This is a genomic window from Sphingopyxis sp. H053 (assembly GCF_001468225.1).
Taxonomy (GTDB): domain Bacteria; phylum Pseudomonadota; class Alphaproteobacteria; order Sphingomonadales; family Sphingomonadaceae; genus Sphingopyxis.
In genome coordinates, this window is record NZ_LNRU01000002.1 from 217,230 (window position 1) to 243,839 (window position 26,610).

General features: G+C 65.4%; 28 protein-coding genes. 13 read left to right on the forward strand and 15 right to left on the reverse strand.

From position 1 onward, the window contains the following. Window positions 1–116 precede the first annotated feature (116 nt). Window positions 117–869 carry a phasin family protein gene (locus ATE70_RS04220; protein WP_058536698.1) on the forward strand — a complete coding sequence of 251 codons (753 nt, stop codon included), beginning with the start codon at window positions 117–119 and terminating at the stop codon, window positions 867–869. 201 nt (window positions 870–1,070) lie between these two features. Further along, entirely contained in the window at window positions 1,071–1,433 is a 363-nt protein-coding gene (clpS, locus tag ATE70_RS04225) for an ATP-dependent Clp protease adapter ClpS (protein ID WP_405053443.1), read from the forward strand. A gap of 1 nt (window position 1,434) precedes the next feature. On the opposite strand, the gene ATE70_RS04230 is transcribed toward clpS, so the two are convergent. Next, window positions 1,435–1,926, reverse strand: a complete 492-nt coding sequence (locus tag ATE70_RS04230) for a winged helix-turn-helix transcriptional regulator (protein ID WP_231732736.1) — start codon at window positions 1,924–1,926, stop codon at window positions 1,435–1,437. A 183-nt stretch (window positions 1,927–2,109) separates the two neighbouring features. Between ATE70_RS04230 and ATE70_RS04235 the strand changes: the two genes are divergently transcribed. Both ATE70_RS04235 and ATE70_RS04240 read left to right on the forward strand, forming a co-directional pair. Further along, window positions 2,110–2,841 (forward strand): SDR family oxidoreductase, encoded by a 732-nt coding sequence (locus tag ATE70_RS04235; RefSeq protein WP_058536701.1) that lies wholly within the window; start codon window positions 2,110–2,112, stop codon window positions 2,839–2,841. Continuing rightward, entirely contained in the window at window positions 2,835–3,437 is a 603-nt protein-coding gene (locus ATE70_RS04240; protein ID WP_058536702.1) for a 2-hydroxychromene-2-carboxylate isomerase, read from the forward strand. The genes ATE70_RS04235 and ATE70_RS04240 overlap by 7 nt, the downstream gene beginning before the upstream one ends. Here ATE70_RS04240 and ATE70_RS04245 read toward each other — a convergent pair. Further along, window positions 3,434–4,303, reverse strand: coding sequence for a DMT family transporter (locus ATE70_RS04245; protein ID WP_197411385.1), 870 nt, complete (start codon window positions 4,301–4,303; stop codon window positions 3,434–3,436). The two genes, ATE70_RS04240 and ATE70_RS04245, sit on opposite strands and share 4 nt — an antisense overlap. Window positions 4,304–4,443: 140 nt before the next feature. After that, window positions 4,444–5,505: a DUF3011 domain-containing protein gene (locus ATE70_RS04250; protein ID WP_058536704.1), complete on the reverse strand. Its 1,062-nt coding sequence runs from the start codon at window positions 5,503–5,505 to the stop codon at window positions 4,444–4,446. A gap of 284 nt (window positions 5,506–5,789) precedes the next feature. Here ATE70_RS04250 and murA point away from each other — a divergent pair, with 284 nt between their 5' ends. Then, entirely contained in the window at window positions 5,790–7,076 is a 1,287-nt protein-coding gene (gene murA, locus ATE70_RS04255; protein ID WP_058536705.1) for a UDP-N-acetylglucosamine 1-carboxyvinyltransferase, read from the forward strand. Here murA and ATE70_RS04260 read toward each other — a convergent pair. The 7 genes from ATE70_RS04260 to ATE70_RS04290 form a co-directional block, all read right to left on the reverse strand. Next, window positions 7,063–8,328, reverse strand: a complete 1,266-nt coding sequence (locus ATE70_RS04260) for an alpha/beta hydrolase family protein (RefSeq protein ID WP_058536706.1) — start codon at window positions 8,326–8,328, stop codon at window positions 7,063–7,065. The two genes, murA and ATE70_RS04260, sit on opposite strands and share 14 nt — an antisense overlap. A 35-nt stretch (window positions 8,329–8,363) precedes the next feature. Beyond that, window positions 8,364–9,272: a DMT family transporter gene (locus ATE70_RS04265; protein WP_082639650.1), complete on the reverse strand. Its 909-nt coding sequence runs from the start codon at window positions 9,270–9,272 to the stop codon at window positions 8,364–8,366. Window positions 9,273–9,322: 50 nt separating this feature from the next. Continuing rightward, complete coding sequence (locus ATE70_RS04270) at window positions 9,323–10,333, reverse strand: threonine aldolase family protein (protein ID WP_058536707.1); 1,011 nt, start codon at window positions 10,331–10,333, stop codon at window positions 9,323–9,325. Between the two features lie 41 nt (window positions 10,334–10,374). After that, window positions 10,375–11,127 carry a hypothetical protein gene (locus ATE70_RS04275; protein WP_058536708.1) on the reverse strand — a complete coding sequence of 251 codons (753 nt, stop codon included), beginning with the start codon at window positions 11,125–11,127 and terminating at the stop codon, window positions 10,375–10,377. 81 nt (window positions 11,128–11,208) lie between these two features. Beyond that, on the reverse strand, window positions 11,209–11,679 hold the full coding sequence (locus ATE70_RS04280; protein WP_058536709.1) for a hypothetical protein: 471 nt from the start codon (window positions 11,677–11,679) through the stop codon (window positions 11,209–11,211). 42 nt (window positions 11,680–11,721) lie between these two features. Next, window positions 11,722–12,939 (reverse strand): argininosuccinate synthase, encoded by a 1,218-nt coding sequence (locus ATE70_RS04285; RefSeq protein ID WP_058536710.1) that lies wholly within the window; start codon window positions 12,937–12,939, stop codon window positions 11,722–11,724. 77 nt (window positions 12,940–13,016) lie between these two features. Then, window positions 13,017–13,517: a hypothetical protein gene (locus ATE70_RS04290; protein WP_058801020.1), complete on the reverse strand. Its 501-nt coding sequence runs from the start codon at window positions 13,515–13,517 to the stop codon at window positions 13,017–13,019. Between the two features lie 133 nt (window positions 13,518–13,650). Here ATE70_RS04290 and ATE70_RS04295 point away from each other — a divergent pair, with 133 nt between their 5' ends. Beyond that, window positions 13,651–14,610: a helix-turn-helix transcriptional regulator gene (locus tag ATE70_RS04295; RefSeq protein WP_058536712.1), complete on the forward strand. Its 960-nt coding sequence runs from the start codon at window positions 13,651–13,653 to the stop codon at window positions 14,608–14,610. A 49-nt stretch (window positions 14,611–14,659) separates the two neighbouring features. After that, on the forward strand, window positions 14,660–15,097 hold the full coding sequence (locus tag ATE70_RS04300; protein ID WP_058536713.1) for a DUF1801 domain-containing protein: 438 nt from the start codon (window positions 14,660–14,662) through the stop codon (window positions 15,095–15,097). Window positions 15,098–15,103: 6 nt separating this feature from the next. Here ATE70_RS04300 and ATE70_RS04305 read toward each other — a convergent pair whose 3' ends face one another. The 5 genes from ATE70_RS04305 to ATE70_RS04325 all read right to left on the reverse strand — a co-directional run bounded on the left by ATE70_RS04305 (window position 15,104) and on the right by ATE70_RS04325 (window position 20,441). Continuing rightward, window positions 15,104–15,715, reverse strand: coding sequence for a hypothetical protein (locus ATE70_RS04305; protein WP_058801227.1), 612 nt, complete (start codon window positions 15,713–15,715; stop codon window positions 15,104–15,106). Between the two features lie 74 nt (window positions 15,716–15,789). Beyond that, on the reverse strand, window positions 15,790–17,037 hold the full coding sequence (locus tag ATE70_RS04310) for an SAM-dependent methyltransferase (RefSeq protein WP_058536988.1): 1,248 nt from the start codon (window positions 17,035–17,037) through the stop codon (window positions 15,790–15,792). 42 nt (window positions 17,038–17,079) lie between these two features. Beyond that, window positions 17,080–17,859, reverse strand: coding sequence for a molybdopterin-dependent oxidoreductase (locus tag ATE70_RS04315; protein WP_058536715.1), 780 nt, complete (start codon window positions 17,857–17,859; stop codon window positions 17,080–17,082). Further along, the gene (locus ATE70_RS04320) at window positions 17,856–18,704 is read right to left on the reverse strand and encodes a cytochrome b/b6 domain-containing protein (protein ID WP_058536716.1); all 849 of its coding nucleotides are present in this window, start codon (window positions 18,702–18,704) and stop codon (window positions 17,856–17,858) included. Before ATE70_RS04320 ends, ATE70_RS04315 begins: the two co-directional genes overlap by 4 nt. A 30-nt stretch (window positions 18,705–18,734) precedes the next feature. Then, window positions 18,735–20,441, reverse strand: coding sequence for a class I adenylate-forming enzyme family protein (locus tag ATE70_RS04325; protein WP_058536717.1), 1,707 nt, complete (start codon window positions 20,439–20,441; stop codon window positions 18,735–18,737). Between the two features lie 134 nt (window positions 20,442–20,575). On the opposite strand from ATE70_RS04325, the gene lgt reads away from it, so the two are divergent. From lgt to ATE70_RS04355, 6 genes are all read left to right on the forward strand, one after another. Further along, complete coding sequence (lgt, locus tag ATE70_RS04330) at window positions 20,576–21,394, forward strand: prolipoprotein diacylglyceryl transferase (RefSeq protein ID WP_231732908.1); 819 nt, start codon at window positions 20,576–20,578, stop codon at window positions 21,392–21,394. After that, complete coding sequence (locus tag ATE70_RS04335; RefSeq protein ID WP_058536719.1) at window positions 21,387–22,454, forward strand: class I SAM-dependent methyltransferase; 1,068 nt, start codon at window positions 21,387–21,389, stop codon at window positions 22,452–22,454. Before lgt ends, ATE70_RS04335 begins: the two co-directional genes overlap by 8 nt. Next, window positions 22,451–22,969 carry a GNAT family N-acetyltransferase gene (locus ATE70_RS04340; RefSeq protein ID WP_058536720.1) on the forward strand — a complete coding sequence of 173 codons (519 nt, stop codon included), beginning with the start codon at window positions 22,451–22,453 and terminating at the stop codon, window positions 22,967–22,969. The genes ATE70_RS04335 and ATE70_RS04340 overlap by 4 nt, the downstream gene beginning before the upstream one ends. Continuing rightward, window positions 22,966–23,733, forward strand: coding sequence for a peptidoglycan editing factor PgeF (gene pgeF / locus ATE70_RS04345; protein WP_058536721.1), 768 nt, complete (start codon window positions 22,966–22,968; stop codon window positions 23,731–23,733). Before ATE70_RS04340 ends, pgeF begins: the two co-directional genes overlap by 4 nt. 7 nt (window positions 23,734–23,740) lie before the next feature. Continuing rightward, a complete protein-coding gene (locus ATE70_RS04350) occupies window positions 23,741–25,147 on the forward strand; it encodes an SLC13 family permease (RefSeq protein ID WP_058536722.1) in 1,407 nt (468 codons plus the stop codon). A gap of 69 nt (window positions 25,148–25,216) precedes the next feature. Continuing rightward, window positions 25,217–26,509, forward strand: coding sequence for a cystathionine gamma-synthase family protein (locus tag ATE70_RS04355; protein ID WP_058536723.1), 1,293 nt, complete (start codon window positions 25,217–25,219; stop codon window positions 26,507–26,509). Window positions 26,510–26,610 lie beyond the last annotated feature (101 nt).

Consider the following 26,610-nt stretch of genomic DNA (forward strand, 5'->3'; position numbering starts at 1 on the left):
CGAATATCCTGTCTTCGGGGCGCAGCGACAAGAATTTTGTGCAGTGCACAAAAAATATCCTTGAAATCGCCGCGCCGCTCCTATATTGTGCACTGCAACATAGAGGAGTACCACCGATGGCTACCAAGATGGATAGTGCCGAAAAGGCTTTCGAAGCCGCGACGCTGGAAACCCCGGCCAAGCCGGTGGCAACCCCCGCCGCGCCGGCCCCCGCTGCTGCTCCGGCCGTAGCGAAGGCCGAACCGGCCCCCGTAAAGATCAAGACGGTGAAGGCAAAAGCCAAGCCGGCCGCGAAGAAGGCCGCTGCCCCCAAGGCGGTTGCCAAGAAGGTCGCTCCCAAGAAGGCGACCGTGAAAATTGCATCCAAGCCCCTTAACGCCGCGCCGAAGCCGGTCGCAGCCGCCACCAAAGGATTCAAGACCATGAACGACACCGTCAAGAAGTTCGCCGACGAAGCGAAGACCCGCGCCGAAGCCCTGACCGCCGACTTCAACGAGAAGGCCAAGGAAGCGATGAGCAAGACCAGCAAGCTGGCTGAAGATGCCGTCGAATTCAACAAGGCGAACGTCGAAGCGCTCGTCGAAGCCGGCAAGATCGCTGCCAAGGGCATCGAAACGCTCGGCCAGGAAGGCGTGACCTATGCTCGCAAGAGCTTTGAAGACACGACCGCCGCGCTGAAGGGCTACACCGCCGTCAAGACCCCGGCCGACTTCTTCAAGCTCTATGCCGAAAACAGCAAGAAGGCGTTCGACGCCGCTGTTGCGCAGACCTCGAAGACCAGCGAACTCGTCGTCAAGCTGACGAACGACAGCTTTGCGCCGATCTCGAACCGCGTTTCGGTCATCACTTCGAAGATGAAGGCCGCCTAAGGCGCTTTCACCTTCCACCGTTGGCGCGGGCACCCTCCCCCTCCCCTCCCCGCCTGCGCCGACATCCCAAGGCCGCTCGCTTCCCCCGGGAAGCGGGCGGTTCTTGTTTGCGGCCACCCGACCCGGCTGGCGAACGAGAGGTTAAAATCCGCGACCGCGCCTCTTGCGCTTCGCCCGCGGCTTGCGATATTCCTGCCCATGATGTTTCCTGTTGCAACAAACCAGCCGCCCCGCGCCATGGCGGACAAGGACGATGGCTCGCCCGGCACCCCCGGCGTCGGCATCGCGACGCGTACGCGCGCGAAGGCGAAAAAGCCCTCGATGTACAAGGTGCTGCTGCTCAACGACGATTACACGCCGATGGAATTCGTCGTGATGGTGCTCCAGCGTTTCTTCAACATGGATATCGAACAGGCGACGCAGGTGATGCTGCACGTCCACCAGCAGGGCGTCGGCGTGTGCGGCGTGTTCAGCTATGAGGTCGCCGAGACCAAGGTGAACCAGGTGATGGATGCCGCGCGGCAGAATCAGCACCCGCTGCAATGCACGCTGGAGAAGGCGTAAGTCAGGCCGTTCGCGCTACCTGCTCGGCCTTGAGCGCCAGCGACGGTTCGCCTTTCAAATCCCCATAACCGAGTTCGGCGCCGCACCCCGGACAGATTTTCGCGGTCCCGACATCGGCCCCGCACGTCCGATGCACATAACGGATCGCGGGCCCGTCGCCCGTTTCACCGGGTTCGTAAGCCCAGCGTTCGGACCAGTTGCGCATCGCGTACAGCACATCGAACAGCGCCTTGCCCTTATCGGTCAGCCAATAATCGTGGCGTAGCGGCCGTTCGCTATAGGCGCGGCGCTCGGCGACCCCCTCCGCCACGAGCATCTTGAGCCGTGCCGATACCAGTTGCGGCCCCAGCCCGGTGTTCGCCGCGATCAGTTCGAAACGCCGCCGACCGAAGAGCAATTCGCGCAGGATCAACAGCACCGCGCGGTCGCCGAGCAGTTCGGCCGATCGGCCGACGGGGCATAATGTGTCCGACAGGTCCGCGCGTTTGGGCAAGCCATCCTCCATTTCGTCACCCCCGCGAAGGCGGGGGTCCCGCTAATTTATCGCTCGCGGCCCAAGCGGGATTCCCGCGTTGGCGCTTCGCGCCGCCTGCGGCCCCGCGGAAATGACGAGAGAAGAAACAGCTTGTCACTATGATTATCATAGTTACTATCGAACACAAGAGGAGAGTCGCTCATGCCCAATCCCGCAGCCGTCATCATCGGGGCCGGAGACGCCACCGGCGGCGCCATCGCCCGTGCCTTTGCCGCCGAGGGGCTCACCGCCTGCGTCAACCGCCGCGAACGCAATGCCGACGCGCTCGAAGCGCTCGCGCAGTCGATCCGCGACGAAGGGCATCAGGCGCGCGCCTTCGCCGGTGACGCCCGCGAAGAGGAGGCGATGATCGCGCTGTTCGATCGGGTCGAGGCCGAGGTCGGCCCCGTCGAAGTCGCGGTGTTCAACATCGGCGCGAACGTCAATTTCCCGATCGCCGAAACGACCGTGCGCGTCTACACCAAGGTCTGGGAAATGGCGTGCCTCGGCGGTTTCCTGATGGGGCGCGAAGCGGCGAAACACATGAGCCCGCGCGGCCGCGGCACGATCATCTTCACCGGCGCAACCGCATCCTTGCGCGGCGGATCGGGCTTTTCCGCCTTTTCGGGTGCGAAGGGCGCACTCCGCATGCTCGCGCAGTCGATGGCACGCGAGCTCGGGCCGCAGGGCGTACATGTCGCGCACACGATCATCGATGGCGCGATCGACACCGACTTCATCAAGGGCCGCCACCCCGATTTCGACAATGCGAAAGCGCAGGATCTGATCCTCAATCCGGCCGCCATCGCCGCCAACTATGTGATGCTCCACAAGCAACCCAAAAGCGCGTGGACCCACGAACTCGACCTCCGTCCTTGGGGAGAAAAATGGTGACGAAAAGCCTCGAACTCATCTTCGATTTCGGTAGCCCCAACGCCTATCTGTGCATGAAGGCGCTCCCCGAACTGCTCGACCGCACCGGCGCCGACCTGATCATAACCCCCTGTCTTTTGGGCGGCATCTTCAAGGCGACGGGCAACAAGGCGCCGATGGTGCAATATGCCGACGCCCCCGCAAAGCTCGCCTACGAGAACCTCGAAATGCGGCGCTTCATCGAAAGGCACGGCCTCACGAAATTTCGTATTAACCCGCACTTCCCGGTCAATACACTCACGATCATGCGCGGCGCGGTTGTCGCCGAGGACGAAGGCGTGCTCGACGATTATGTCGACGCGGTGAACCGCGCGATGTGGGAGGATGGCCTGAAGATGGACGATCCCGAGGTCATCGCGACCTTCCTGTCGGCGAACGGCTTCGACGCCCCCACGCTGCTCGCGCGCACGCAGGAACCCGAGATCAAGGCGAAGCTGGCCCAGAACACCGAGGCCGCGGTCGCACGCGGCGTGTTTGGCATTCCGACTTTCTTCGTCGGGGGCGAGATGTTCTTCGGCAAGGACCGTCTCGCACAGGTCGAAGAGGCGTTGGCTTAAGCCTGGGCTGCGGGCTGTGACGGTCGCCCGGCGACCAATATGCCGGCGACGATCAGCGCCAGCCCGATGATGTGGAACAGGTGCAGCACTTCGCCGAGGAACAGCATCGCGAGGCCCGCCCCCATCAGCGGCATCACATTCATATATTGCCCCGTCGCCGCCGAGCCGATCAGTTCGACCCCGCGATTGAAGAAGAGATAGGCGAGGAACGACGGAAAGATCGAGACATAGGCGATGGCGAGCGCGCTACCCGTCGCAGGAACGATCAGCCGCCCCGACCACAGCTCGTGCGCGTAAAAGGGCACAATGACCGCGATGCCGACCACCATCGACGCCGCGAGGAAGCTCAGCGGATGCACCGCGGGCCGGCGGCGGAGCAGCACCGAGTAAAGCGCCCAAAGCAGAACCGCGCCGCCGATGATCGCGTCGCCGATGTTGAGCTGCAATCCCCACAGCATCGCCGGGTCGCCGCGCGCGATGATCGCCAGCACGCCGGTGAGCGAGATCAGCACGCCCGCAATCTGGCGCAGGGTGGTGCGGTCGCCCATCACCAACGCGCCCACGATGAGAACCAGCGCCGGCAGCGCCGACTGGATCAGCATCGAATTGAGCGCGGTGGTGCTCTGCAGGCCGGTGTAGAGCAGGATGTTGAACGACCCGATCGCCAATGCGCCGAGCAGCGCGACGATCGACCAGTTCGCGCGCAGCACCGGCCAGTCGCGTTTCAGATGCGGCCAGGCGAGCGGCAACAACAGTAAAAGCGCAAAAGTCCAGCGCCAGAAAGACAAGGCGGCGGGCGGCACCAGGTCGCGCGCCGCGCGCCCGACAATCGAATTCCCCGCCCAGAACAGAGCGGTTACGGTCAACAGCGGATAGGCCCGCGACCAAAGCGCCGCAGCCGGCCCACCATCCCTTCGCATCGCGTTTCCGACCCTGTCTTCGTCAAAAATTAGCCGCCCCGGCTTTCACCCGGGGCGGCAGAAGATATCGGACGCCCGCTTCCTGTCTAGCTGAAGTCGAGCTGGATGATGTCGCTCGGCGTCGCGCGGCAATACATTTCGATCTGCTTGGCGCCGTCGGGATAGGTCGCGGTCATCGTCGCGCGGATGCGCCAGCCGCCATTGCCCTGTTCGAGCGAAATCAGCTTGTCATAGGACAGCCGGGTGCCGCCCGTAACGCCGATCTGCCGCGCCGCATCGGTCATGCAATTCTGCACCGACGGCCGTGAAGCGCTCGGTAGCGCCGACAGGTTGGCGCTCAGCGTTGCCGGCGGACCGGCTGGATAGGTCGGCGTTGCCGTATCCACGGGCGTCGTCGTCTGCTCGGTCGCCGCCTTCTTTTTCTTCTGGCTCGCCAGCAAGGCGATCAGGCCGCCCGCGACGACGATGCCGCCGATGATGAGTCCGGTGCTCGGCCCCTTGTCCTTGTCCTTTTCGGGCGGACGGACGTTCCGGTAGCCATAGCCGAACTCGGCGCGGCAGCCCTTGTCCACCCAGATATAATCGCTGGTGTAACCCCATTGGCGCCCGGCGTTGCACTTGCCGCCGAACCTGTTCAGCAACTCGACCCGGTCGTTGGTCCGAACGTTGCACTGTTCGTAGCGATTGCTACGCGACTCGCAGCGCAGCGTCCCCGCATAATCGTCGACCGGCTGCGGCAGCGGAGTCGGATAGCCGCCATCATTGGCATAGCCATACGCGAATTCGGCGCGGCAGCCGCCCGACACCCAGATCTGGTTGGCAGTGAAGCCCCAGTCGCGCCCCTTCGAACAGCGCCCGCCGATCACGCGCTGCAGGTCGACGCGATTGCCGGTGCGGACATTGCAGCGCTGCATCTGGTTGTTCCGCGATTCGCAGCGGATCGTTCCCTGATACCCATAACCATTTCCGGGACGCGGCGGCTGGATTTGCGGCCCGCCCGGATAAGGCGGCACCGGACGCGGTGGCTGGATCTGGGGGCCGCCCGGCGGCGGATAGGGCAGCGTCGTCGCTTGCGGCATCGCCGGGACGGCAAGCTGGCTGGCGATCAACGTGGCCGTAGTGATGATCGTGACGACATTATTCCGCATGACCTTACTCCCCTGTGAAAAGTCGTTTCCGCTTACGCTTGCCCTGGTTCGACGAAATATTGACCTGAATAGTTTCATATTTCGGACCGGAAAGCCACGGCGAAAGCCCGTTGTCATCGGGGACGACTTAACCATGGTGCGACTTCGATTGTTCCGCCGGATCTATTGGCTTTCGCGCCGGATCGCGCCACCGCAACAGGAGAGCCAAGGGCAAAGCGGCTTATCTTCCACAGTCACCTGCCCAGCCCGCTTGCGCGGCATCGCGCATGCGCTAAAGACAGCCGATGGATCAAATCGTCATTCGCGGCGGCCAGCGACTCAAGGGCCGAATCCCCATCTCCGGCGCGAAGAATGCGGCGCTCACTTTGCTGCCTTGCGCGCTGCTTACCGACGAGCCGCTGACGCTGCGCAACCTGCCGCGGCTCGCCGATGTCGACGGGTTCGGGCACCTGCTCAACCAGCTCGGCTGCTCGACGACGATCGAGGGATCGCGCCCCGAGGATTTCGGCCGCGTGATGACCGCGCGCACGACGACGCTGACCTCGACCGTCGCGCCCTATGACATCGTGCGCAAGATGCGCGCGTCGATCCTCGTACTCGGCCCGCTGCTAGCGCGCGCGGGCGAGGCGACGGTGTCGCTGCCCGGCGGCTGCGCGATCGGCAATCGCCCGATCGACCTCCACCTGAAAGCATTGGAAGCCTTTGGCGCCGAGATCGAGCTCGCCTCGGGCTATGTGAAGGCGAGCGCGCCGGGCCGCGGACGCCTGCCCGGCGGCAAATTCACCTTCCCCGTCGTCTCGGTCGGCGCGACCGAAAATGCGCTGATGGCCGCGGTGCTCGCGAAGGGCACTTGCGTCCTCGAAAATGCGGCGCGCGAGCCCGAGATCGTCGACCTCTGCAACTGCCTCGTCGCAATGGGCGCGCATATCGACGGCATCGGCACCGAAACGCTGGTGATCGAAGGCGTCGACCGGCTGCACGGCGCGACCTATCGCGTGATGGCCGACCGCATCGAGGCGGGCAGCTATGCCTGCGCCGCGGTGATTACCGAGGGCGATGTCGAACTGGTCGGCGCGAAGGCCGACGAGATGGAAGCGACGCTCGCCGCGCTTCGCCAGGCCGGCGCGACAGTCGAGGAAACCAAGGGCGGCATCCGCGTCGCCATGTCGGGCCGCGCCGAACCCGTCACGCTGTCGACCGCGCCCTACCCGGGTTTCGCGACCGACATGCAGGCGCAGTTCATGGCGATGGCGACGCTCGGCAAGGGCGCCTCGCTATTCACCGAAACCATCTTCGAGAACCGCTATATGCACGTCCCCGAACTGGCGCGCATGGGCTGCGACATCGACGTGCGCGGCCGCAGCGCGGTGGTGCGCGGGGTCGATCAGCTGGTCGGAGCGCCCGTGATGGCGACCGACTTGCGCGCCTCGATGAGCCTGATCATCGCCGGCCTCGCCGCGCAGGGCACGACCGAGGTCAACCGCGTCTATCACCTCGACCGGGGTTATGAGCGGCTCGAAGAGAAGCTCCAGGCCGTCGGCGCCGATATCGAACGTATCAGCGCGGGGTAAGCCGCTCCGCGCGGCCGTAGGTGCCGCGCACGTCGCGTTTGATCCAGTCGGCGAGCAGTTTCAGATAGCCGTCGGTGATGCGCGTGATCTGGCGTTCGCCGCTGGCGTCGGTGGTGAATTCCCACATGCCGTGGTCGGTCTGCGGAAAGAGATAGACGTCGACGGGCTTGCCCGCTTTGGCGAGCCCGAGCAGCGCGCCGCGCGTCGTTTCGATCGGCGCCTCGCGATCTTCGCCCGCGAGCACCCAGAGCAGCGGCGCGTCGAGTTTCTTCAGCGCCGCAAGCGCGTCATAATTCCAGATGAGTTCGAGATTGTCGAAACGCGCGCGCCCGACCCGGCGCAGCTCGCCGTTGGACATCCGCGCGATCGCGCCGCTATGTTCGCCCGCGATCTTCGCCGCCCACGGCTGGCCCGCCATCTCGGCGCGCACCGCGTCGAGTTCGGTGTAGCCTTCGGCGAAACCGGACAGCAGCAGCTTGCCGGTCGCGTCCGACAATCGCTCGACGAGCGCCTCGGCGTCGCGGCCAAGCCCCGCCGCGCGGACCTCCGACACCATCTGCTCGCGGTCTTCCTCGATCGGCGAGGCGACGAGGCCGAAACCGATCGCGACGAAATCGGCCTTCGTCCGCGTCGCGGCGAGCGGCGCGACCCAGCCGCCCTGGCTGCCGCCAAAGAAGCCCGCGCGACCGTGACGGCCCGCCGTCATGCTGCGCGCCCGCCCCAGCGCGTGCGCCGCATCCTCGGCAAGCAGTTCGAAATTCTGCGTATATTCGCCTTCGGAGCCGCCGGTGCCGCGCTTGTCGTAGACGAAGACCGAAATCCCCTGCGCTGCCATCGCATAGCCATAGACGCCGCCGATCGGCGAGGTGCGTTCGGATCCGTGCACCATCACGACGAGCGGCCGCTTGGCGTCGTTGCCCGGTGGTTCAATCAGCACACCGGTCATCTTCGTGCCGACACTGTCGAACGTCGCGGGGGTTTCGCGAAAGGCGATCGGTGCCCAGCGCTTGCCGCCGACGGCCACGTCGCCCGTTCCGCATGTCAGCGGCACGTCGGCATCGGTGGTCGCGCCGCGGCGGCCGTCGTGGAACATATAGCGCAGCCCCGGCGCCGCGACCGCGGGCGACTTCACCAGCACGACGAAATCGCCGTCGGGGGCGGCATAGGTGCCGGGTGTGCAGGCGGTCTGCGCAAAGGCGGGCGCCGCCGGAAGCGTAGCGAGAAGGAGAAAGGTGCCGAGGAGATGTTTCATGGGAGCGTCCTACTGAAACAACACACCAATGGCAACTAGCTCTCGGGCTCGACCGGGACCGAAACCATATTGCCGCTGACCGACGGCCGATCGGGCCGCTTCGCGACCGCGATCACCAGCCCGATCAGCGCAACAACCCCGCCGGCGATCGACAGCGTCGCCCAGCGATAGCCCTCGAACGCGGTCGAAAAGCCCATCGCGATGATCGGAATCAGCACGCTCGACCACGCCGCCTGCCCCGGCCCGACCGCGCGGATGATGTTGAAATAGAGCGGGAAAGTCACCGCGCTGGCGATCACGCCAAGATAGAGGACGCCGCCGATGTAGGTCGCGGTCGCCTCGATCACCGGCGGCCCGGTGGTGATCCACGCATAGCTGCCGTCGGCGAGCGCCCCGAAGAGCATCGCCCACGCTATCATCACCACCATCGACTGCGCGCGCGCGATACGCGTTCCCTGCATGACGTTGGCGGTCGACGCGCCCATCACCCCGGCGAGGGTCAGTATCGTGCCGAGCAGCACCTCGCCCGCGCCGACCGCGGCGGCGCGATACTCTTGAAGGATCATCAGCCCGACGCCGACAATCGCAATCCCCGCTCCCGCAAGGAAGCGCCCTTCGAGCGGGGTCTTGAGGAAGGCACGGCCGAGCAGCGTGTTGGGTACGATCAGCAGCGCGAACAGCACCGCGACAAGGCCCGAAGTAATGTGCTGCTCGGCGCGGTAGACGAAGTTGAAGTTGAAGGCGAACTGCGCGATGCCGAGCGCAACCGCAAAGAGCATTGCGCGCGGCGCGAGCAGAAGCGGTTCGCGGCGGATCGCGGCAAAGGCGAACATCGCGATCGCCGCGACCGCGAAACGATAGGTCACCGACCAGCTGGGGGGGACCACGCCGAGCTGCCCGGTGATGACGATCCAGGTCGAGCCCCAGATCAGCGTCACCAGCATGAAGGGCAACAAAACGCGCGGGCTGAGCAGCGTGGGTGGCTGCTCGCTACTCACAATGCGCCGATCGCGGCCGCCAGCGGTGCGACCGCCTCGGCGTCCTGATCCCAGCTGACGACGAGGCGCGCCGCGCCTTCGCCCCAGTCGTAGAAATCGAACCCGGCGCCGCGCAGCTTCGCCGCTTCCTCGGCGGTCAGGCGCACGAACAGCTCGTTCGCCTCGACCGGATGCATCAGCCGGCCGCCGCACGCGGCCGCGAGCTTGGCGGCGCCGGCGTTGGCGGCGCGCGCGTTGGCGAGCCACAGGTCGTTCGCGAGCATCGCGCGGATCTGTGCCGCGACGAACCGCCCCTTGCTGAGCAAATGGCCGCCGCGCTTCTTGAGTTCGCGCACCCCGGCCCCGCCGCTGCCGCCGAAAAAGACGATCGCCTCGGCCATCATCGCGCCGTTCTTGGTGAAACCGAACGACAGCGCATCGACCCCCGCCCGCCACGTCACATCGGCGGGCGCGCAGCCGAGGAAAGCGACGGCATTGGCGAAGCGTGCGCCGTCCATGTGGAGTTTCATGCCCGCGCCCTTGGCGATCTCGCTGATCGCGCCGATTTCTTCGGCGCGCCAGGCAAGGCCATATTCGGTCGCGTTGGTGATGCTGACCGCCGCGGGCTGTACCTGATGCACATCCTGCCGAATGCCGGCGATGCGGGTTTTCAGGGCTTCGGTATCGATCTTTGCGCCGCGTCCGGGGAGCGGCATCAGCTTGGCGCCGCCCGAATAGAAGGTCGGCGCGCCGCATTCGTCGACTTCGATATGCGCTTCCTCGTAACAGAGGATGCCCTGCCAAGGCCGCACGAAATGCGCGAGGATGATGCTGTTCGCCGCGGTCCCGGTCGGGATCCAGACGACTTCGCATGTCGTCTCGAAAAGCTCCGAGAATGTCGCGTCGAGCGACTGGCTGAGCGCATCGCCGTCATAGGCGGTGTCGACCTGGTTCGCGGCCGCCATCGCCTCCATCACCACGGGATGGACGGTCGCGGCATTGTCGGAGAAAAAGCGGGTCGCAGTCATGGACCGCGCCTTAGCGCAGGAGCGGGCCGCTTGCTAACCCCTCATTTCTGTTGCGCTTCACCGGATACGTCTGCAGCCTCGCCCGGCGTCGATCCGCGCGCAAGGCTCGCGCCGCCGGCGACACCGAGACCGCCCGCCATGCCCATTCCGCCGCCTCCTCCGCCGCCGCGCCCGCCGCCAGCGCCGCCGCGCGCTTCGCTGCCGCGGCCGCCGCTCTTGCCGCCGCTGCCCGACGGACGCGTCGGACCCTGCGCGGGGATGATAACGTCGGCGGGGACCGGATCGAGGTCGAGCGCCTTGCGGATGAAATTGCGCAGTTCGACGACGAGTTCGTGGACATGCACCGGCCGCCCCTCGGCAAGCTCCTGCGCCGCGCGGCTGGCGAGCCGCACCTGCGTCTCGGTGCCGAGCAGGATGATGTCGGAGAGCGCGGCCTCGACGGCGTCGCGAATGCGGCGCGGGCGATCCGATTCGCCTGGCTCGTCATCCTCCGGCGCCGCCTCGTCCGACAGGTCGATCGCGGGCTCCACTTTCGTCTCGCCCGCCTGACGCCGGATGTCGCGAAGATGGCGCGGATCGACCATCAGATCGCCGGTAAACGACCCGCCGAGCGTCTTGTACGCCGCCATCAGCGTGCGCAGCCGCTCGTTGATCTGGCGGTTCATCCGTTCGCGGCGCTGCTGGATCGTCATCATCACCATCAGCCGGATGCCGACGCCGATCAGCGTGACGAGCGCGAGGCCGAGCAGCGTCGTTCCGATGCTTTGCCACGATGAGAAGTCGAAGAAGCGCATGCTACCGAATGTGCCGACGATCACCCGCGGGCGCCACCGATTTTCTGCCCGGCGCCGCGTCGCCGTTCATCGGCGTCAAAATCAGATGCCGAGGCCGTCCGAGCAGTCGAATGCCGAGGCGAGCTTTTCGCGGAAACCGGTGGTGTCCGATCCCGCGTCGACGAGCACCGCATCGCCCGCATCGAGCCGCTCGTGAAGTGCGATCGTCAGCGAGTCTTCGCTGAACAGATCGCCGACGAAACGATTGTGCGCCACGAAACGAAGCCGCTGCGGCGAGGATTCGATCACGACCGCGCGCCACGCGGGGCCATAGCTCGACTTCGCCCACAGCTTCGCGCCCAAAGGCAGCGCGCGCGTCGGTTTGCCGGTGACGACCGCGACATTGATCATCGTGCGGTCGGCCTCGTTGAACGCTTGGCGAATCTCGATCGAACCGGTGCCGAAGCTCGCGACACATTCACCCGCGGTGCGGTTCACATAGCCGAGATCAACATAAGAGGCGTCGTTGAACGCGGGCGTCAAGCCGGCGGCGGCCAGCAAAAGCGAGAACATGGACCAAGGCTCCTGTCGCAGCCGGGTCCGTGCCCGGCCGTCTTATTGACCCTGTTTCGCGAGCAATTTCAAGCGCAAGGCGTTCAATTTGATGAAGCCCGCCGCATCCTTCTGATCATAGGCGCCGGCATCGTCCTCGAACGTCACATGGCGTTCGCTGTACAGGCTGAGCGGCGACTTGCGGCCGACGACGCTGGCGTTGCCCTTGTAGAGCTTGAGGCGGACGGTGCCGGTGACATTCGCCTGGCTGTGGTCGATCGCCGCCTGCAGCATCTCGCGCTCGGGCGCGAACCAGAAGCCGTTGTAGATGAGCTCGGCATATTTCGGCATCAGCTCGTCCTTGAGGTGCGCTGCGCCGCGGTCGAGCGTGATGCTTTCGATGCCGCGATGGGCGCGGGCATAGATTTCGCCGCCGGGCGTTTCGTACATGCCGCGCGACTTCATGCCGACGAAGCGGTTCTCGACGAGATCGAGGCGGCCGATGCCATGCTTGCGGCCGAGGTCGTTCAATGCCGCGAGCAAGGTCGCGGGCGACATCGCCTGCCCATTCAGCGCGACGCCGTCGCCGCGCTCGAAATCGATCGTGATATATTCGGGCGTGTCGGGTGCATCCTCGGGATTCACCGTGCGCGAATAGACATAGTCGGGGGTTTCTTCCCACGGGTCCTCGAGCACCTTGCCCTCCGACGAGGTGTGGAGGAGGTTCGCGTCGGTGCTGAACGGGCTTTCGCCGCGCTTGTCCTTCGGCACCGGGATCTGGTTCTTTTCGGCGAAATCGATCAGCGCGGTGCGGCTGGTCAGGTCCCATTCGCGCCACGGCGCGATCACCTTGATGTCGGGGTTCAGCGCATATGCGCTGAGCTCAAAGCGCACCTGGTCATTGCCCTTGCCCGTCGCGCCGTGCGCGACCGCGTCGGCGCCGGTTTCCTTGGCGATCTCGATGAGACGCTTCGAAATCAACGGGCGTGCGATCGAGGTGCCGAGCAGATAGTCGCCCTCGTACCGCGCATTGGCGCGCATCATCGGGAAGACGAAATCGCGGACGAATTCTTCGCGCACATCGTCGATATAGATATGTTCGGGCTTCACGCCCATCAGCTCGGCCTTAGCGCGCGCGGGCTCGATCTCTTCGCCCTGCCCGAGGTCGGCGGTGAAGGTCACGACCTCGCAGCCATAGGTGACCTGCAGCCACTTCAGGATGACGCTGGTATCGAGGCCGCCCGAATAGGCGAGGACGACGCGCTTGAAGGACTCGGACATGATGGCACCTTTGGCGAGGGAAAGACGCGGGCGCGGCTAGCAGTCCGCCGCCAAAGGTGCAACCGGCTTGGCCCTCCTCAGGCGACGCGCGTCCAGTCCATGAACCAGTTGTCGTCCCACGTCTTGCCGCCGTCGCGCGAGGTGCCCTGGAACCAGCGGCAGCTTTTCGGCGTGATCCGGTCCCACACGCCGCGATAAAGTTCGGCCCCCTTTTCGCCCTCGCTTTCGGACAGGAAGGTTCCGACGCCGTCCTCGAATACGCCGAGCTCGCCCGGCACCGCGACGACGCCCGACTTGGCGTTGACGAAATGATCGGACCAGATCTTCTTTTCGACGTCGAGCAGGCGGAGGCCCATGCCCGAAAAACCGCGCGCCGGGATGCGCAGTTCCTCGACGCTCGCGATACCGCCGAGAATGCCGACGACGGTGGCTTCGGCGGGGAATTCGATCCACTTTTCGCCTTCGCGGAATTTGTTGTGGATGCGCCATTCGCCGGTGAGAAAATCGAAATCGCCGGGCTTGCCGACAGGGGCGGGATTGATCGCGGCGGCGACGGCAATGGGGGTGAGACTGGACATAAGGGCTCCTGCGGAAAGGGCGATGATGGTGCGTCGTTCGATGTGGGTCATGACTTGCTCCCTTCGTGACGCATTTGCCCTACGCGCCCCATCCTGACATTTTCTGTCAGCTATTTTCGGCTACAGCGAAAAAATGCGCGCGAGCCGCCTCCTCTCGATCCTGATGCTGCTGCAATTGCGCGGACGGCTGACCGCGGCCGATCTCGCGGCCGAGTTCGAAGTCTCCGAACGCACGATCTACCGCGATATCGACGCGCTCTCCGCGGCGGGGGTGCCCGTCTATGGCGACCGCGGACCCGGCGGCGGCTTCGAACTGCTGGGCGGCTATCGCACGCGCCTCACCGGGCTATCGGCCGGTGAGGCCGAGGCGATGGCGATGATCGGCCTTCCCGGCCCGGCGGCGGAGCTGGGGATCGGTGCCGCAGCAAACGCCGCGCGCAACAAATTGCTCGTCGCGCTCCCCGGCGGCGGCGGCGCGCTCGCCGACCGGATGGCGGCGCGCTTCCACCTCGACGCGGTCGACTGGTATCGCAGCGGCGAAGCCTTGCCGCACCTTCCCGCGATCGCGCGCGCGGTACTCGATCAGCAGGCGCTGACGATGCGCTACGAAAGCTGGCAGGACGTGCGCGACTGGACGGTCGAGCCGCTAGGCCTCGTGCTGAAAGGCGGCATCTGGTATCTCGCAGCGCGCGGGGGCGGAAAGATCCGCATCTTCCGGATCGCGAATATCGACGAGCTAACAGTCGGCGATACGTCCTTCGAGCGCCCTGCCGATTTCCATCTCGCAAGCTGGTGGCAGGCCGAACAGGTGCGGTTCGAGGCCGAACTGTTCGGGGCGACCGCGACCGTCCGTGCCTCGCCCGATGGCTGCAAACGGCTCGCCGCACAGTCGCCGCGCGGCGCCGAAGCGGTCGCGCGGGCAGGCGTACCAGCCATCGATGGCTGGCGCGAAATGACGATGCGGGTCGAGGACAGCGATCATGGCGCACGCGACATGCTCGCGCTCGGCGCCGAGGTCGAAGTGATCTCGCCCTTCAGCTTCCGCCGCCGTATCGCTGCACTCGCCTGCGCGATCGCCGCACGGCACGGCTGATTGGCTTCGCCCTCCCGAAACGCTATCCTCGCACCTCGGGAGACAGGCCATGGGCAAAACCGAGATCAAGACCAAAGCCACCGAGGTTGCCGTCGCCGATTTCATCGCCGACGTCCCCGACGCGCGCCGCCGCGAGGAAGCCGAGGCGATCGACGCGATGCACCGCCGCGTCACCGGGCTCGATCCGAAAATGTGGGGGCCGTCGATCATCGGCTATGGCAGCTACGACTATCTATACGACAGCGGCCGTTCGGGGACGATGTGCCGTGCCGGGTTCAGCCCGCGCAAGGCCGCGATGACGCTCTATCTGATGGGCCATTACGGCAACCGCCAGCCCGAGGCCGACGCGCTGCTAGCCAAGCTGGGCAAATATAAGAACGGCAAATCGTGCCTCTACATCAACAAGCTCGCCGACGTGGACCTGGCGGTTCTCGAAAAGCTCGTCGTGCTGAGCTGGGACGTGATGAACGAAAGATATCCGGATTGACGGCGATCAGGGCAGCACGCCCCGTAAATCCTTGAAGCTGCGAACTGGGCGAGGCCGCTTCTTGTCTCCCCATATCGCGACGCTGCCGACAAGCAGCAATAGGCTAAAGCCCCCGGTGATGCAGGCAAAGACGATATCGCTCGTCCTCGTCGAGCCGTAAATCTTCAGCGAGTCGTAGCCGGCGTAGGCGATCAGCAGGGCCATCGCGACCATGAACACCGAATATAAGGCGGCTTCCCAAACTTGCTGCCCGCGCTCGACCCGGTCGAACCGCCCGACGCGCTTCATCTCTCGCGCGATTTCGAGGATGAGATCGCGATAGCTGACGTTCCCGAGGGATTTCGGGACCAGCACGAACTTTCGCCCGTCGTCGCACCAGATCAGGCAGCGAAAGGAATCGAGCCAGCGGAATTTGCCTTCGTCGAGACTCGCGCGGATTCGACGAATATCGGTGAGCGGAATTTCGGCGCGCCCGCGCCGCGAACCGGTCAGGACCAGCGCCGGCGAGTCGCCTGCTGCGACTTCCGCGTCGACCCACAAGCCTTTCAGACCTTCGCGGCGCAGCGCCCAGCAATTCCTGATCCGGTGAACCCCAATCCGGTCACGCCCGGCGCCCATGTCTTTGTCAGCCATTCCGCCCTCCTTCGGGCCGGTCCCATGGGGAATTATGACGGCGGCGACTGTGTTTGATGTCACACCCAGCGTGCGCCAAAATCCTCCTCGGTCGCCGCGATATAATCGCGCGTCAGCGGCAGCGCGTGGCGGCTGCGCGCGAACTGGATCTGATAATTCCCCATCCCGCCGCTTTCGAAAGCCGACGTCGCGCCCGCGAGATAGAAGGTCCACATACGAAAGAAACGCTCGCCCATCATGGCGACGATCTCGGCCTCGTGTGCGAGCGTTCGCGCATACCATTGGCGCAAGGTCAGCGCGTAATGCAGCCGCAGCGTCTCGATATCGGTGGCGATCAGCCGGCTCTTCTCGCTCGCCGCGAGCGTCTCGCTCAGCGCGGGGATATAGCCGCCGGGGAAGATATATTTGCGCGTGAAGGCGTCGGTCGCCCCCGGTCTGCCGAAGCGGCCGATCGTGTGGAGCAGCATCACCCCGTCGGCGGTCATGAGGTTGGCAGCGGCGCGAAAGAAGGTTTCGAAATTGGGCGCGCCGACATGCTCGAACATGCCGACCGAGACGATGCGGTCGAAACGCCCCGGCTCGCGCGCGGCGAGGTCGCGATAGTCAACCAGTTCGAATTTGACGCGGTCGGCGACCCCCGCCGCTTCGGCGCGCTGGCGCGCGAGAGCGAACTGCTCCTCCGATAGCGTGATCCCGAGCACTTCGACCTGCTCGAGCTTCGCCAGCGTAATCGCCATCCCGCCCCAGCCGCAACCGATGTCGAGCACGCGTTGCCCCGGTTTGAGCGCGAGCTTGGCGGCGATATGCGTCTTCTTTGCGACCTGCGCTTCCTCCAGCGTCATGTCCGGGCGCGGCCAGTAGGCACAGCTATATTGCATGTCGTCGTCGAGGAAGAGGCGGTAGAGGTCGTTGCCGATATCATAGTGATGCCTGACGTTGGCGCGCGACCGGCGCTGGCGATTGATCGACCCGATCCGCGTTTTCACCCAGTCGGCGCGCTGGCCCAGCCAGGTCTTGTCCTTGAGCGCGGCGCCGCGATCCCATGGCGTGTTCATGCGGATCAGGCCGATGAGGTCCATGATGTCGCCGCCCTCGATCCGCATGTCGCCGTCCATGAAGGATTCGGCGGCGCCAAGCCGCGGGTCGAGGATGATGCGGCGCATGCCGGCGCGGGTCTTGAAGCGAAGGACGAGCTCGGGAAATCCCGGTGTCGGCGTGCCGAAACGCTCCTCGGCGCCATCGGGTGCAATGACGGTCAGCCGCCCCTGACGCACCACGCGGGAAAGAAACGGAGCTAGGATCGACATGTCTGCAACGCCAAAAACCTCCATCGCGTCAAATGGTTGCCGTCAGATCCCGGCATACCATTCATAATCGATCCGGTCTTCCCAATAGCCGCCCTTGCCCGCGCCGATCTGATCGAGGCTGGCGACCGCCTCGATCGCGTTCACATATTTGGCGTGCTTGTAGCCGAGCTGGCGCTCGATCCGCAGGCGTAGCGGCGCGCCGTTCGCGATCGGCAGCACCGCGCCATTGAGTGCCCACGCCATGATCGTCTGCGGATGCAGCGCGTCGACCATGTCGCAGCTTTCATAATAGAGCGCATCGCCGAGCCGATCGGCGCAGCGGAAGACGATATAGCGCGCGCTGTCGCGCACCCCCGCCGCGGCGAGGATATCGCTCAGCTGCGGGCCGGTCCATTGCCCGATCGCGCTCCACCCCTCGACGCAGTCATGGCGCGTGATCTGCGTACGCTGCGGCATCGTGCGGATGTCGGCCATCGACAGCGACAGCGGTCGCGCAACGAGCCCCGTCACCTTGACGCGCCAATCGGCAAAGCCGCTCGACGCGTGCGCGGCATAGGCAGCGCCCGCGGGCAGGCGCGTACCGTTGGGGCGGAAATAGGGCGACAGGTCGCTTTTGCCGAACTCGCGCGCGAGCGCATTGCGGTCGATCAGCGCGCGCTGGCTCGCACGGTTCATCTCCTCGCCCATCGACAGGATCTTGCGTACCGCGGGGGCGTCATTGATCACGTCGCATCCCGATAGCAACGGCAACGCACCCGCTGCGGCAACCAGTCCGCCGGCGCGCGCAATGAGTTGACGCCGCGGCAGGACGATCTCGCTCATGCGCGCTCCCCCCTCTCGGGCGGCAGGCGGAACCAGCCGGTGACCATCGAGCGGACCTCGTTGATCGGTCCCGCCAGCAGCACCATCGCGATATGGACGAGGAAGAAGGCGACGAGCGCCCAGGCGGCGATGAAGTGGATCGAGCGCGCCGACTGCCGCCCGCCGAAAACATCGAGGAGCCACGGCCACGCGGCGTTCATCCCCGGCGACATGGTGAGGCCGGTCGCGATCATCAGCGGCAGCAGGACAAAGATCACCCCGATGTAACTGAGCTTCTGGAGGATGCCGTAGCGCGCCGCCGCCTCGCCGCGTGGAAAGCGCAGCCGCGCATGCTCTTTCACATCGTGCCAGATATGGCGAGGCAACCATTCGGCGCGGCGTATGTGCAGATCCTTGCGCAAATGCCCGCCCAGCAGCGTCCAGACCATGTAGAGCGTCAGCCCGATTGACAGCACCCACGCGAACAGCAGATGCCAACGCCGCCCGTCGGCCAGGCTGTAGCTGGTCGGAATCGTCGCCCAGCCCGGAAAAGCCCATGTCTTTTGGGCGCCTTCCGCATCGGTCCAGCGGCCAAGCACGCCCGTTGTCTCGACCCGATAATCGCCGATGCGCAAATAGCCGCTGTCCGGTGTCGAACCGATCACCAGCCAGGCGCGGTCGAAATTCGCACCATATTCGCCCCAATAGAGCCGCGGATGCGCATTGAAGATCATCAGCCCGCTCATCAGGAGGATGAGCAGAGTGACGGCATTCACCCAATGCCAGATGCGCGCGGGCAACCGGTGGCGATAGACGCGCACCGGCTCCGGCTGGATGGGAGCGACGGGAGTTTCAGCCTCGGCCATGATCCCGGTTCGCTCCTTTTCTGCTTCCGGTTACGCGACGGCCTTCGCTGCATATTCCTCGCGATACTGGCTCCGCAAGCTGACCTTGTCGATCTTTTCGCTGCCAAGCTTGGGCAGCGCATCGTTCGACATCCAGATCTGGCACGGCGCCTTGTACGGCGCGAGCCGCGCGCCGAGGAAGGAAACCAGATCGTCGGCGGTCACGCTGCTGCCCGGCTTCGTCCACACGACCGCGCCGACGCACTCGCCCAATCGCTCGTCGGGCAGGCCGAAGACGGCGCATTCGTTGACCTCGGCATGCTCGTAGATCGCCGCCTCGACTTCCTGACAGCTGATATTCTCGCCGCCGCGGATGATGATGTCCTTCTTGCGATCGACGATGAACAGATAGCCGTCCTCGTCGAGATAACCGAGGTCGCCCGAGCGGAAATAGCCATTGTCGAAGAAGGCCGCCTTCGTTGCGGCCTCATTGTTCCAATAGCCCTCGAAATTGCACACCGAGCGGATGCAGACTTCGCCGACGCCGCCTTGGGCAACCGGCTCGCCATTGTCGTCGAGGATCGCAAGATCGACGAGCGGCTTCGACGCCGGGCCGGTCGACATCGGCTTCGCAACATAATTTTCGTTGATGATGCCGCAGCCGACCGCGTTGGTTTCGGTGAGACCGTAACCGAGCAAAGGCTTCGCCTCGCCCATCTCGGACGCAAGGCGCCGCACATGTTCGGGCGGGCGCGGCGCGCCGCCGCCGGCGTAGCTTTTGCACGTCGAGAGGTCGTAATTCTTGCGGTTCGGGCTGACGAGAATTTCATAGCTCATCAGCGGGACGCCGACGAAATAATTGCATTGCTCGTCCTGGATCAGCCGCATCGCCTCGTCGGCGTTCCACTTGGGCATCAGCACCAGTTTGCGGCCGAGAGCGAAGCTTTGCAGGAAGACGGGGATTTCGGCGGTGACGTGGAACAACGGCGTGCAAATCAGCGTCGCGGGCTGGATGTCCGACATCTGGCCGTCTTCGGTCAAGAGGTGAACGATGCTCGCGGTCTGCGTGACATAGTTGAAGATCGCCTGGCACACCGCTTCGTGGCGCGAATAGGCGCCCTTCGACTGGCCGGTCGAGCCCGAAGTGAAGAGGATCGTCGCGAGATCCTGCCCGGTCAGCGTCGGCAGCACGGTGGCGGCGCTGCCGCCCGCGCCGGTGATCGGCGCGACCGCCAGATCGATCGGCTGGGTCAGGTCGAGTGTGACGATCTTCGCGCCATGCTCGACACCCTCGAGCCGCGCCGCGCGCTGGACGTCGGCGATCACCAACTTCGCTTCGCTGTCGAGGATGCCTGCCGCGAGTTCGCCGCCCTGCCACCAGCCGTTGAGCAAGGTTGCGCAGCCGCCCGCCATCAAAATGCCGATATAGGAAACGCACCACGCATTGGCGTTGCGCATCGCGAGCCCGACGCGATCGCCGCGCTGGACGCCATGACCTTCGACCAGCCCCGCCGCGACCTGCCGCGCCGCCATATAGACCTGCTTGAACGACAGCCGCTCATCGCCTTCGACGAGGAAGGTCGCATCGCCATGCTGCGCGGCAAAAAACGCCACATAATCGGCAAGGTTGGTCGGCGCGTTGGAGATGAAGGGAAGCTGGTGGCCGAAACGTTCGACGGACCCGAGCTGGATCGGTCCGCCCGGACCGGTGATCAGATTATAGGCGGCTTCCAGGCGCAAATCGAGCGCAGATGGCATCTTCTATCTCTCCTCTTGGTCTCGCTCGCCTAACCCCTTATGGGGAGGCCTCTCCTGGGGAAGGACAGCGCGACGATATGTTTCTTTTTGCAACCTTAGCCGAAGCAACGCAATATGTGAACTTTCACGATCTCATGGGTGAGAACTCCGAGATCGCGTTCAGCGTCTTTGGCCTGCCGATCCGCTGGTATGCGCTCGCCTATCTTGCCGGCATTTTCGTCGGTTACTGGTATCTGCTCAAGCTGATCGCGCAGCCCGGCGCCCCGATGGCGCGGCGCCACGCCGACGACATGATCTTCTATGCGATGCTCGGGATCATCCTCGGCGGCCGGCTCGGCTATGTGCTCTTCTACAACCTCGGCAATTACATCGAAAAGCCGCTCGAGATTTTCAAACTGTGGGACGGCGGCATGTCGCTGCACGGCGGCGTGATTGGCGTGCTGATCGCGATCTGGTATGTGACACGCAAGGAAAAGCTGAGTTTCCTGCGCTTTTGCGACTATGTCGCGTGCGTCGTCCCGTTCGGGCTCTTCTTCGGCCGCCTCGCCAATTTTGTGAACGGCGAGCTGTGGGGCCGCGCGACCACCGTCCCCTGGGCGATCATCTTCCCGGACAGCGGCACGATGGACCCGCGCCACCCGAGCCAGCTTTACGAGGCCGGGCTCGAAGGCCTGCTGATGATGGCAGTCCTCGCCTTCTTCTTCTGGCGCACCGATGCACGCTACAAGCCCGGCTTCCTGTTCGGCATGGCGGCGGTCATCTATGGCCTCAGCCGCTTTGCGGTCGAGTTCGTGCGCGAGCCCGATGTCCAGCTCGGCACGCTGTCGTGGGGGCTGACGATGGGGCAGACGCTGACCGTGCCGATGCTGCTGATCGGTGTGTGGCTCGTCGCCACCGCGAAGGGCCGCCGCCAGCGGATCGAACCGGTCGCCGGACTCGACAGCGTTGCGTGACGGACCGCCGAACCCCGAGCAGCTGATCGGCGAAATCGCGGCGGCGCGACGGACGACGATCGCCGATTATATGGCGGCGGCGAACAGCCATTATTATGCGACGCGCGACCCGCTCGGCGCCGCGGGCGATTTCACCACCGCGCCCGAAATCAGCCAGATGTTTGGCGAGATGGTCGGTGTCTGGATCGCCGACCTCTGGTCGCGCGCGGGCAGCCCGGCGTTTCGTTATATCGAGCTCGGCCCGGGCCGCGGCACGCTCGCCGCCGATGCGCTGCGCACCATGGCGCGCTTCGGTTGCACGCCGCAGGGCGTCCATCTGGTCGAGACAAGCCCGATGCTCCGCGCGGCGCAGCTGGCACGCCTGCCCGCCGCGATCCATCACGACGATATCGACGACCTGCCGGACGACGGCGCCGCGATCATCGTCGCCAATGAATTTTTCGACGCCCTGCCGGTGCATCAATATATCCGCACCATCGACGGCTGGCGCGAGCGAATGGTCGAACGCACCGACGGAAAGCTGGCCGCGATGCCGGGCAATGTTCCTGCCGACGACAGCGTCCCCGCGATGCTGCGCACCGGCCGCGTGGGAAGCATCGTCGAGACCGCGCCCGTGTCGGCCGCGATCATGCAGCGTTGCGCTTTCCGCCTCGCGCGGCAGGGCGGCGCGATGCTGGTGATCGACTATGGCTACCAGGGGCCCGCCGCGGGCGACACGCTGCAGGCGGTCAAGGCGCATCAATTCACCGATCCTTTCGCCGATCCGGGCGAGGTCGACCTTACGACGCATGTCGACTTCACCGCGCTTTCCGATGCAGCCAGGCGCGCCGGCGTCGCCATCGCCGGCCCGGTCGGCCAAGGCGCATGGCTTCAGGCGCTCGGCATCGACGCGCGGCTGAAGGCGTTGACGAACGCGGCGCCCGACCGCGCCGGCGAACTCGCGGGCCAACGCGACCGGCTTGTCGAGCCGCAAGCGATGGGCGAATTGTTCAAGGTCATGGCTGCCTCCGCCCCCGGCTGGCCGCGACCCGAAGGTTTCGGGGCAAAGGCAGCAGCATGACGACCATCACCCTCGCGCGCGACGAAGATGTCGGCGAACTGACCCTGTTCGCGAGCACATCCTTCACCCACACTTTCGGGCATATCTATGACCCGGCCGACCTCGCGGCCTTCCTCGCCAGCTGGAATCCGCCCGAGCGCCTCCGCGCACAAATCGCCGACCCCGCCTGGGCGATCGCCCTCGCCCACGACGACACCGGTGCGATCACCGGCTTCATCAAGATGGGCCCGATCGATTTCGATCTGCCCGAAGGCCAGCCGCTCGAAGACGCGACCGAGCTCCACCAGCTTTATGTCGGGGAGGCCGCGAAGGGCAAAGGTATCGCGGTGGCGCTGACCGACTGGGGCATCGCATGGGCGCGCGAACGCGCGTCGATCCTCTATCTTTCGGTCTTTACCGAGAACCCCCGCGCGCAGGCCTTTTACCGCCGCTATGGTTTTGTCGATGTCGGCCGCAACGCCTTTCGCGTCGGCAACCATATCGACGAGGACCGCATCTTCCGGCTCGACCTGTGAGCGCGCCCTTTGCGAGCGCGGCAACGCTGGCGGGCGTCGCGCACGGCTTTTTCGGCCGCCGTGGCGGGGTGTCGGCGGGCGAGCTCGCCTCGCTCAACTGCGGCCTCGGTTCGGGTGACGATCCGGCGTTGATCGCCGAGAACCGGCGGCGCGTGGCCGACGCGGCGCTTCCGGGCGCGACGTTGACCGGGCTGTACCAGGTGCATGGCAACCGCTGTATGATCATCGAAAGCGAAACCGACCTCGCCGCGCGGCCCGAGGCCGACGGGCTCGCGACGCGCACACCCGGCATATTGCTCGGCATATTGACCGCCGACTGCGTTCCGGTGCTGTTCGCCGACCGCGAGGCCGGGGTTGTCGGCGCGGCGCATGCGGGGTGGAAGGGCGCGATCGCCGGGATCACCGACGCGACGCTGGGCGCAATGGAGAGCCTCGGCGCCAGCCGCGCCAATATCGCGGTTGCGATCGGGCCGTGCATCGCGCGCGCCTCCTATGAGGTCGACGAGAATTTCGTGCAGCGCTTCGTCGCCGACGATCCGGCGAACGAACGTTTCTTCGCCGCAGGTAAGCCCGGCCATGCGATGTTCGACATCGCCGCCTATGTCGCGGCGCGGCTCACCGCGGCGGGCGTGACGCGAATTGCCATCGGCGGACAGGACACCTATGCCGAAGGGCAAGATTATTTCAGCTATCGCCGCGCGTGCCATAAGGGAGAGAACTCCTATGGCCGCCAATTGTCGGTGATCGGACTGGCGGGAGGATGAGGGGCCGATGACGCGCACGCGCTGGTTGGGGTTGATCGGCGGGCTCGTCGTCTTTTGTATCATGCTTCTGCTCCCGGCACCCGCCGGGATGGAAGTCACCGCATGGCGCGTCGCGGCGCTGACCGTGTTGATGGCGATCTGGTGGATGACCGAGGCGCTGCCGCTCACCGTTACCGCACTCATGCCCTTCCTCACCGTGCCAGCCTTCGGCGTGATGGATGCGAATGCGATCGCGAAGGAATATTATTCGCCGATCCTGTTCCTGATCCTCGGCGGCGCCTTTCTGGCGCTCGCGATCGAGCGCGTCGGGCTGCACCGGCGGCTCGCACTGGCGCTTCTGAAACGCGCCTCACCGACCGCGAGCGGCCTACTCTTTGCCTTCATGACGGCGACCGCGCTGCTCAGCATGTTCATTTCGAACACCTCGACCGCGCTGATCATGATCCCGATCGCCCTCGCGGTCGTGCGCGCGGGCGGCGTGCAAGAGGGTGAGACCGGCGGTTTCGCGGGCGCGGTGATGATGGGCATCGCCTTCGCCGCCTCGCTCGGCGGGCTTGGCACGCTCGTCGGCAGCCCGACCAACGCGATCGCCGCGGGCCTTATCGAAAAGGCGCTCGGGCTGCGCATCTCGTTCCTCGACTGGGCGATCTATGGCGTGCCGATCGTGCTGCTGTCGGTCCCGATCGCCATGTGGATTCTCGCGCGCGTCCAGCGGCTTGCCGACCATCCGTTCGATGGCAGTGCGGCGGCAGCGGCGCTCGGCAAGCAGGCAACATGGTCGACCGCCGAGCGCCGCGTCGTCCCGATCTTCCTGATCGTCCTCATCGCGTGGATCGCGCAGCCCTGGCTCGAACCGATGCTGCCCAAGGGCGCGCTGACCGACGGCACGATCGCCGTTGCGGGCAGCCTGTTGCTCTTCATCCTGCCCGATGGCACCGGCCGGCCGCTGCTGCTCTGGAAGGAAGCCGACCGCGCGCCATGGGGCGTCATCATGATGTTCGGCGGCGGCCTCGCGCTCGCCGCCGCGATCACCGCGAGCGGGCTCGCCGCCTGGCTCGGCGCGGTGCTCGCACCGCTCGGCAGCGTGCCGACGATCGTCCTCGCCGCGACTATCGTGGCGCTCACCATCCTGATCACCGAATTCGCGAGCAACGTCGCGACCGCGAGCGGGATCATGCCCGTGCTCGCGGCGCTGATCGCGGCGACCGGCGTCGACCCGATTCTGCTGGCGCTTCCCGTTGCGATGGCGGCGAGCTGGGGCTTCATGCTGCCGTCGGGGACCGGTCCGAACGCGCTCGCCTGGGCGACGGGCCATATCGCGCTGCCGCGCATATTGAAGGCGGGGTTCGCGCTCGACATCATCGGCGTTCCGCTGTTGATCGGGGTGATCTGGACCATCGCGATGGTCGGATGAACCGCGCAATATAGTTTCAAACGAAACCTGCGTGCTATACAGGGCCCCAACACCTCAAGGAGCATTCCCATGGCCATGCGCGGCAAACCCAAGAACAACACCAAGAAAATCGGCGATCGCGACCTCAGTCCCGCCACGCTGATGATGGGACTCGGCTATGACCCCGTGCTCTCCGAAGGATCGCTGAAGCCGCCGATCTTCCTGACCTCGACCTTCGCGTTCGAAAGCGCAGCGGCGGGCAAGCGCTTCTTCGAACATATCACCGGCAAGCGCGAAGGCCCGGCCGACGGCCTCGTCTATTCGCGCTTCAACGGCCCGAACCAGGAAATCCTCGAGGACCGCCTCGCTGTGTGGGACGGCGCCGACGACAGCCTCGTCTTTTCGAGCGGCATGTCGGCGATCGCGACCCTGCTCCTCGCGCTCGTCGGCCAGAATGACGTAATCGTCCATTCGGGTCCGCTCTATGCCGCGACCGAAACGCTGATCGCGCGCATCCTGTCGCGCTTCGGGGTCAGCTTCCTCGACTTCCCCGCCGGCGCGACGCGCGAGGAAATCGACGACATTCTGGCGCGTGCGAAATCGCTCGCCGACGAGAAGGGCGGCAAGGTCGCGCTCGTCTATCTCGAAAGCCCGGCGAACCCGACCAACGCGCTCGTCGACGTCGAAGCGGTGCGCGGCGCGCGCGATGCCGCCTTCCCCGGCGAGCAGCAGCCGCCGATCGCGATCGACAACACCTTCCTCGGCCCGCTGTGGCAAAAGCCGATCCGCCAGGGCGCCGAACTCGTCGTCTACAGCCTCACCAAATATGCCGGCGGCCATTCGGACCTCGTCGCGGGCGGCGTGTCGGGCGACCAGCGGCTGCTCAACATCATCCGACCGATGCGCAACACGATCGGCACGATCTGCGACCCCAACACCGCGTGGATGCTGCTGCGCAGCCTCGAAACGCTCGAACTGCGCATGAACCGCGCGGGCGAAAATGCGCTGAAGGTCTGCACTTTCCTCCGCGATCATCCCAAGGTCGAAGGCCTTGGCTATCTCGGCTTCATTCAGGACGCGCGCCAGAAGGACATCTTCGACCGCCATTGCACCGGCGCCGGATCAACCTTCTCGCTGTTCATCAAGGGCGGCGAGGAAGAAAGCTTCCGTTTCCTCGACGCGCTCAAGATCGCAAAGCTCGCGGTCAGCCTTGGCGGCACCGAGACGCTCGCGAGCCATCCCGCCGCGATGACGCATTTGTCGGTTCCCATCGAGCGCAAGAAGGCGCTCGGCATCACCGACAATCTGGTGCGCGTGTCGATCGGCATCGAGGATCCCGACGATCTGATCGCCGACTTCGCGCAGGCATTGGACGCGGTTTAAAAATCCCCCTCCCACTTGTGGGAGGGGTTAGGGGAGGGCATGTCGGAAACGGCGCTCTCTGAAAAACAGACCCTCCCCCGACCCCTCCCGTAAACGGGAGG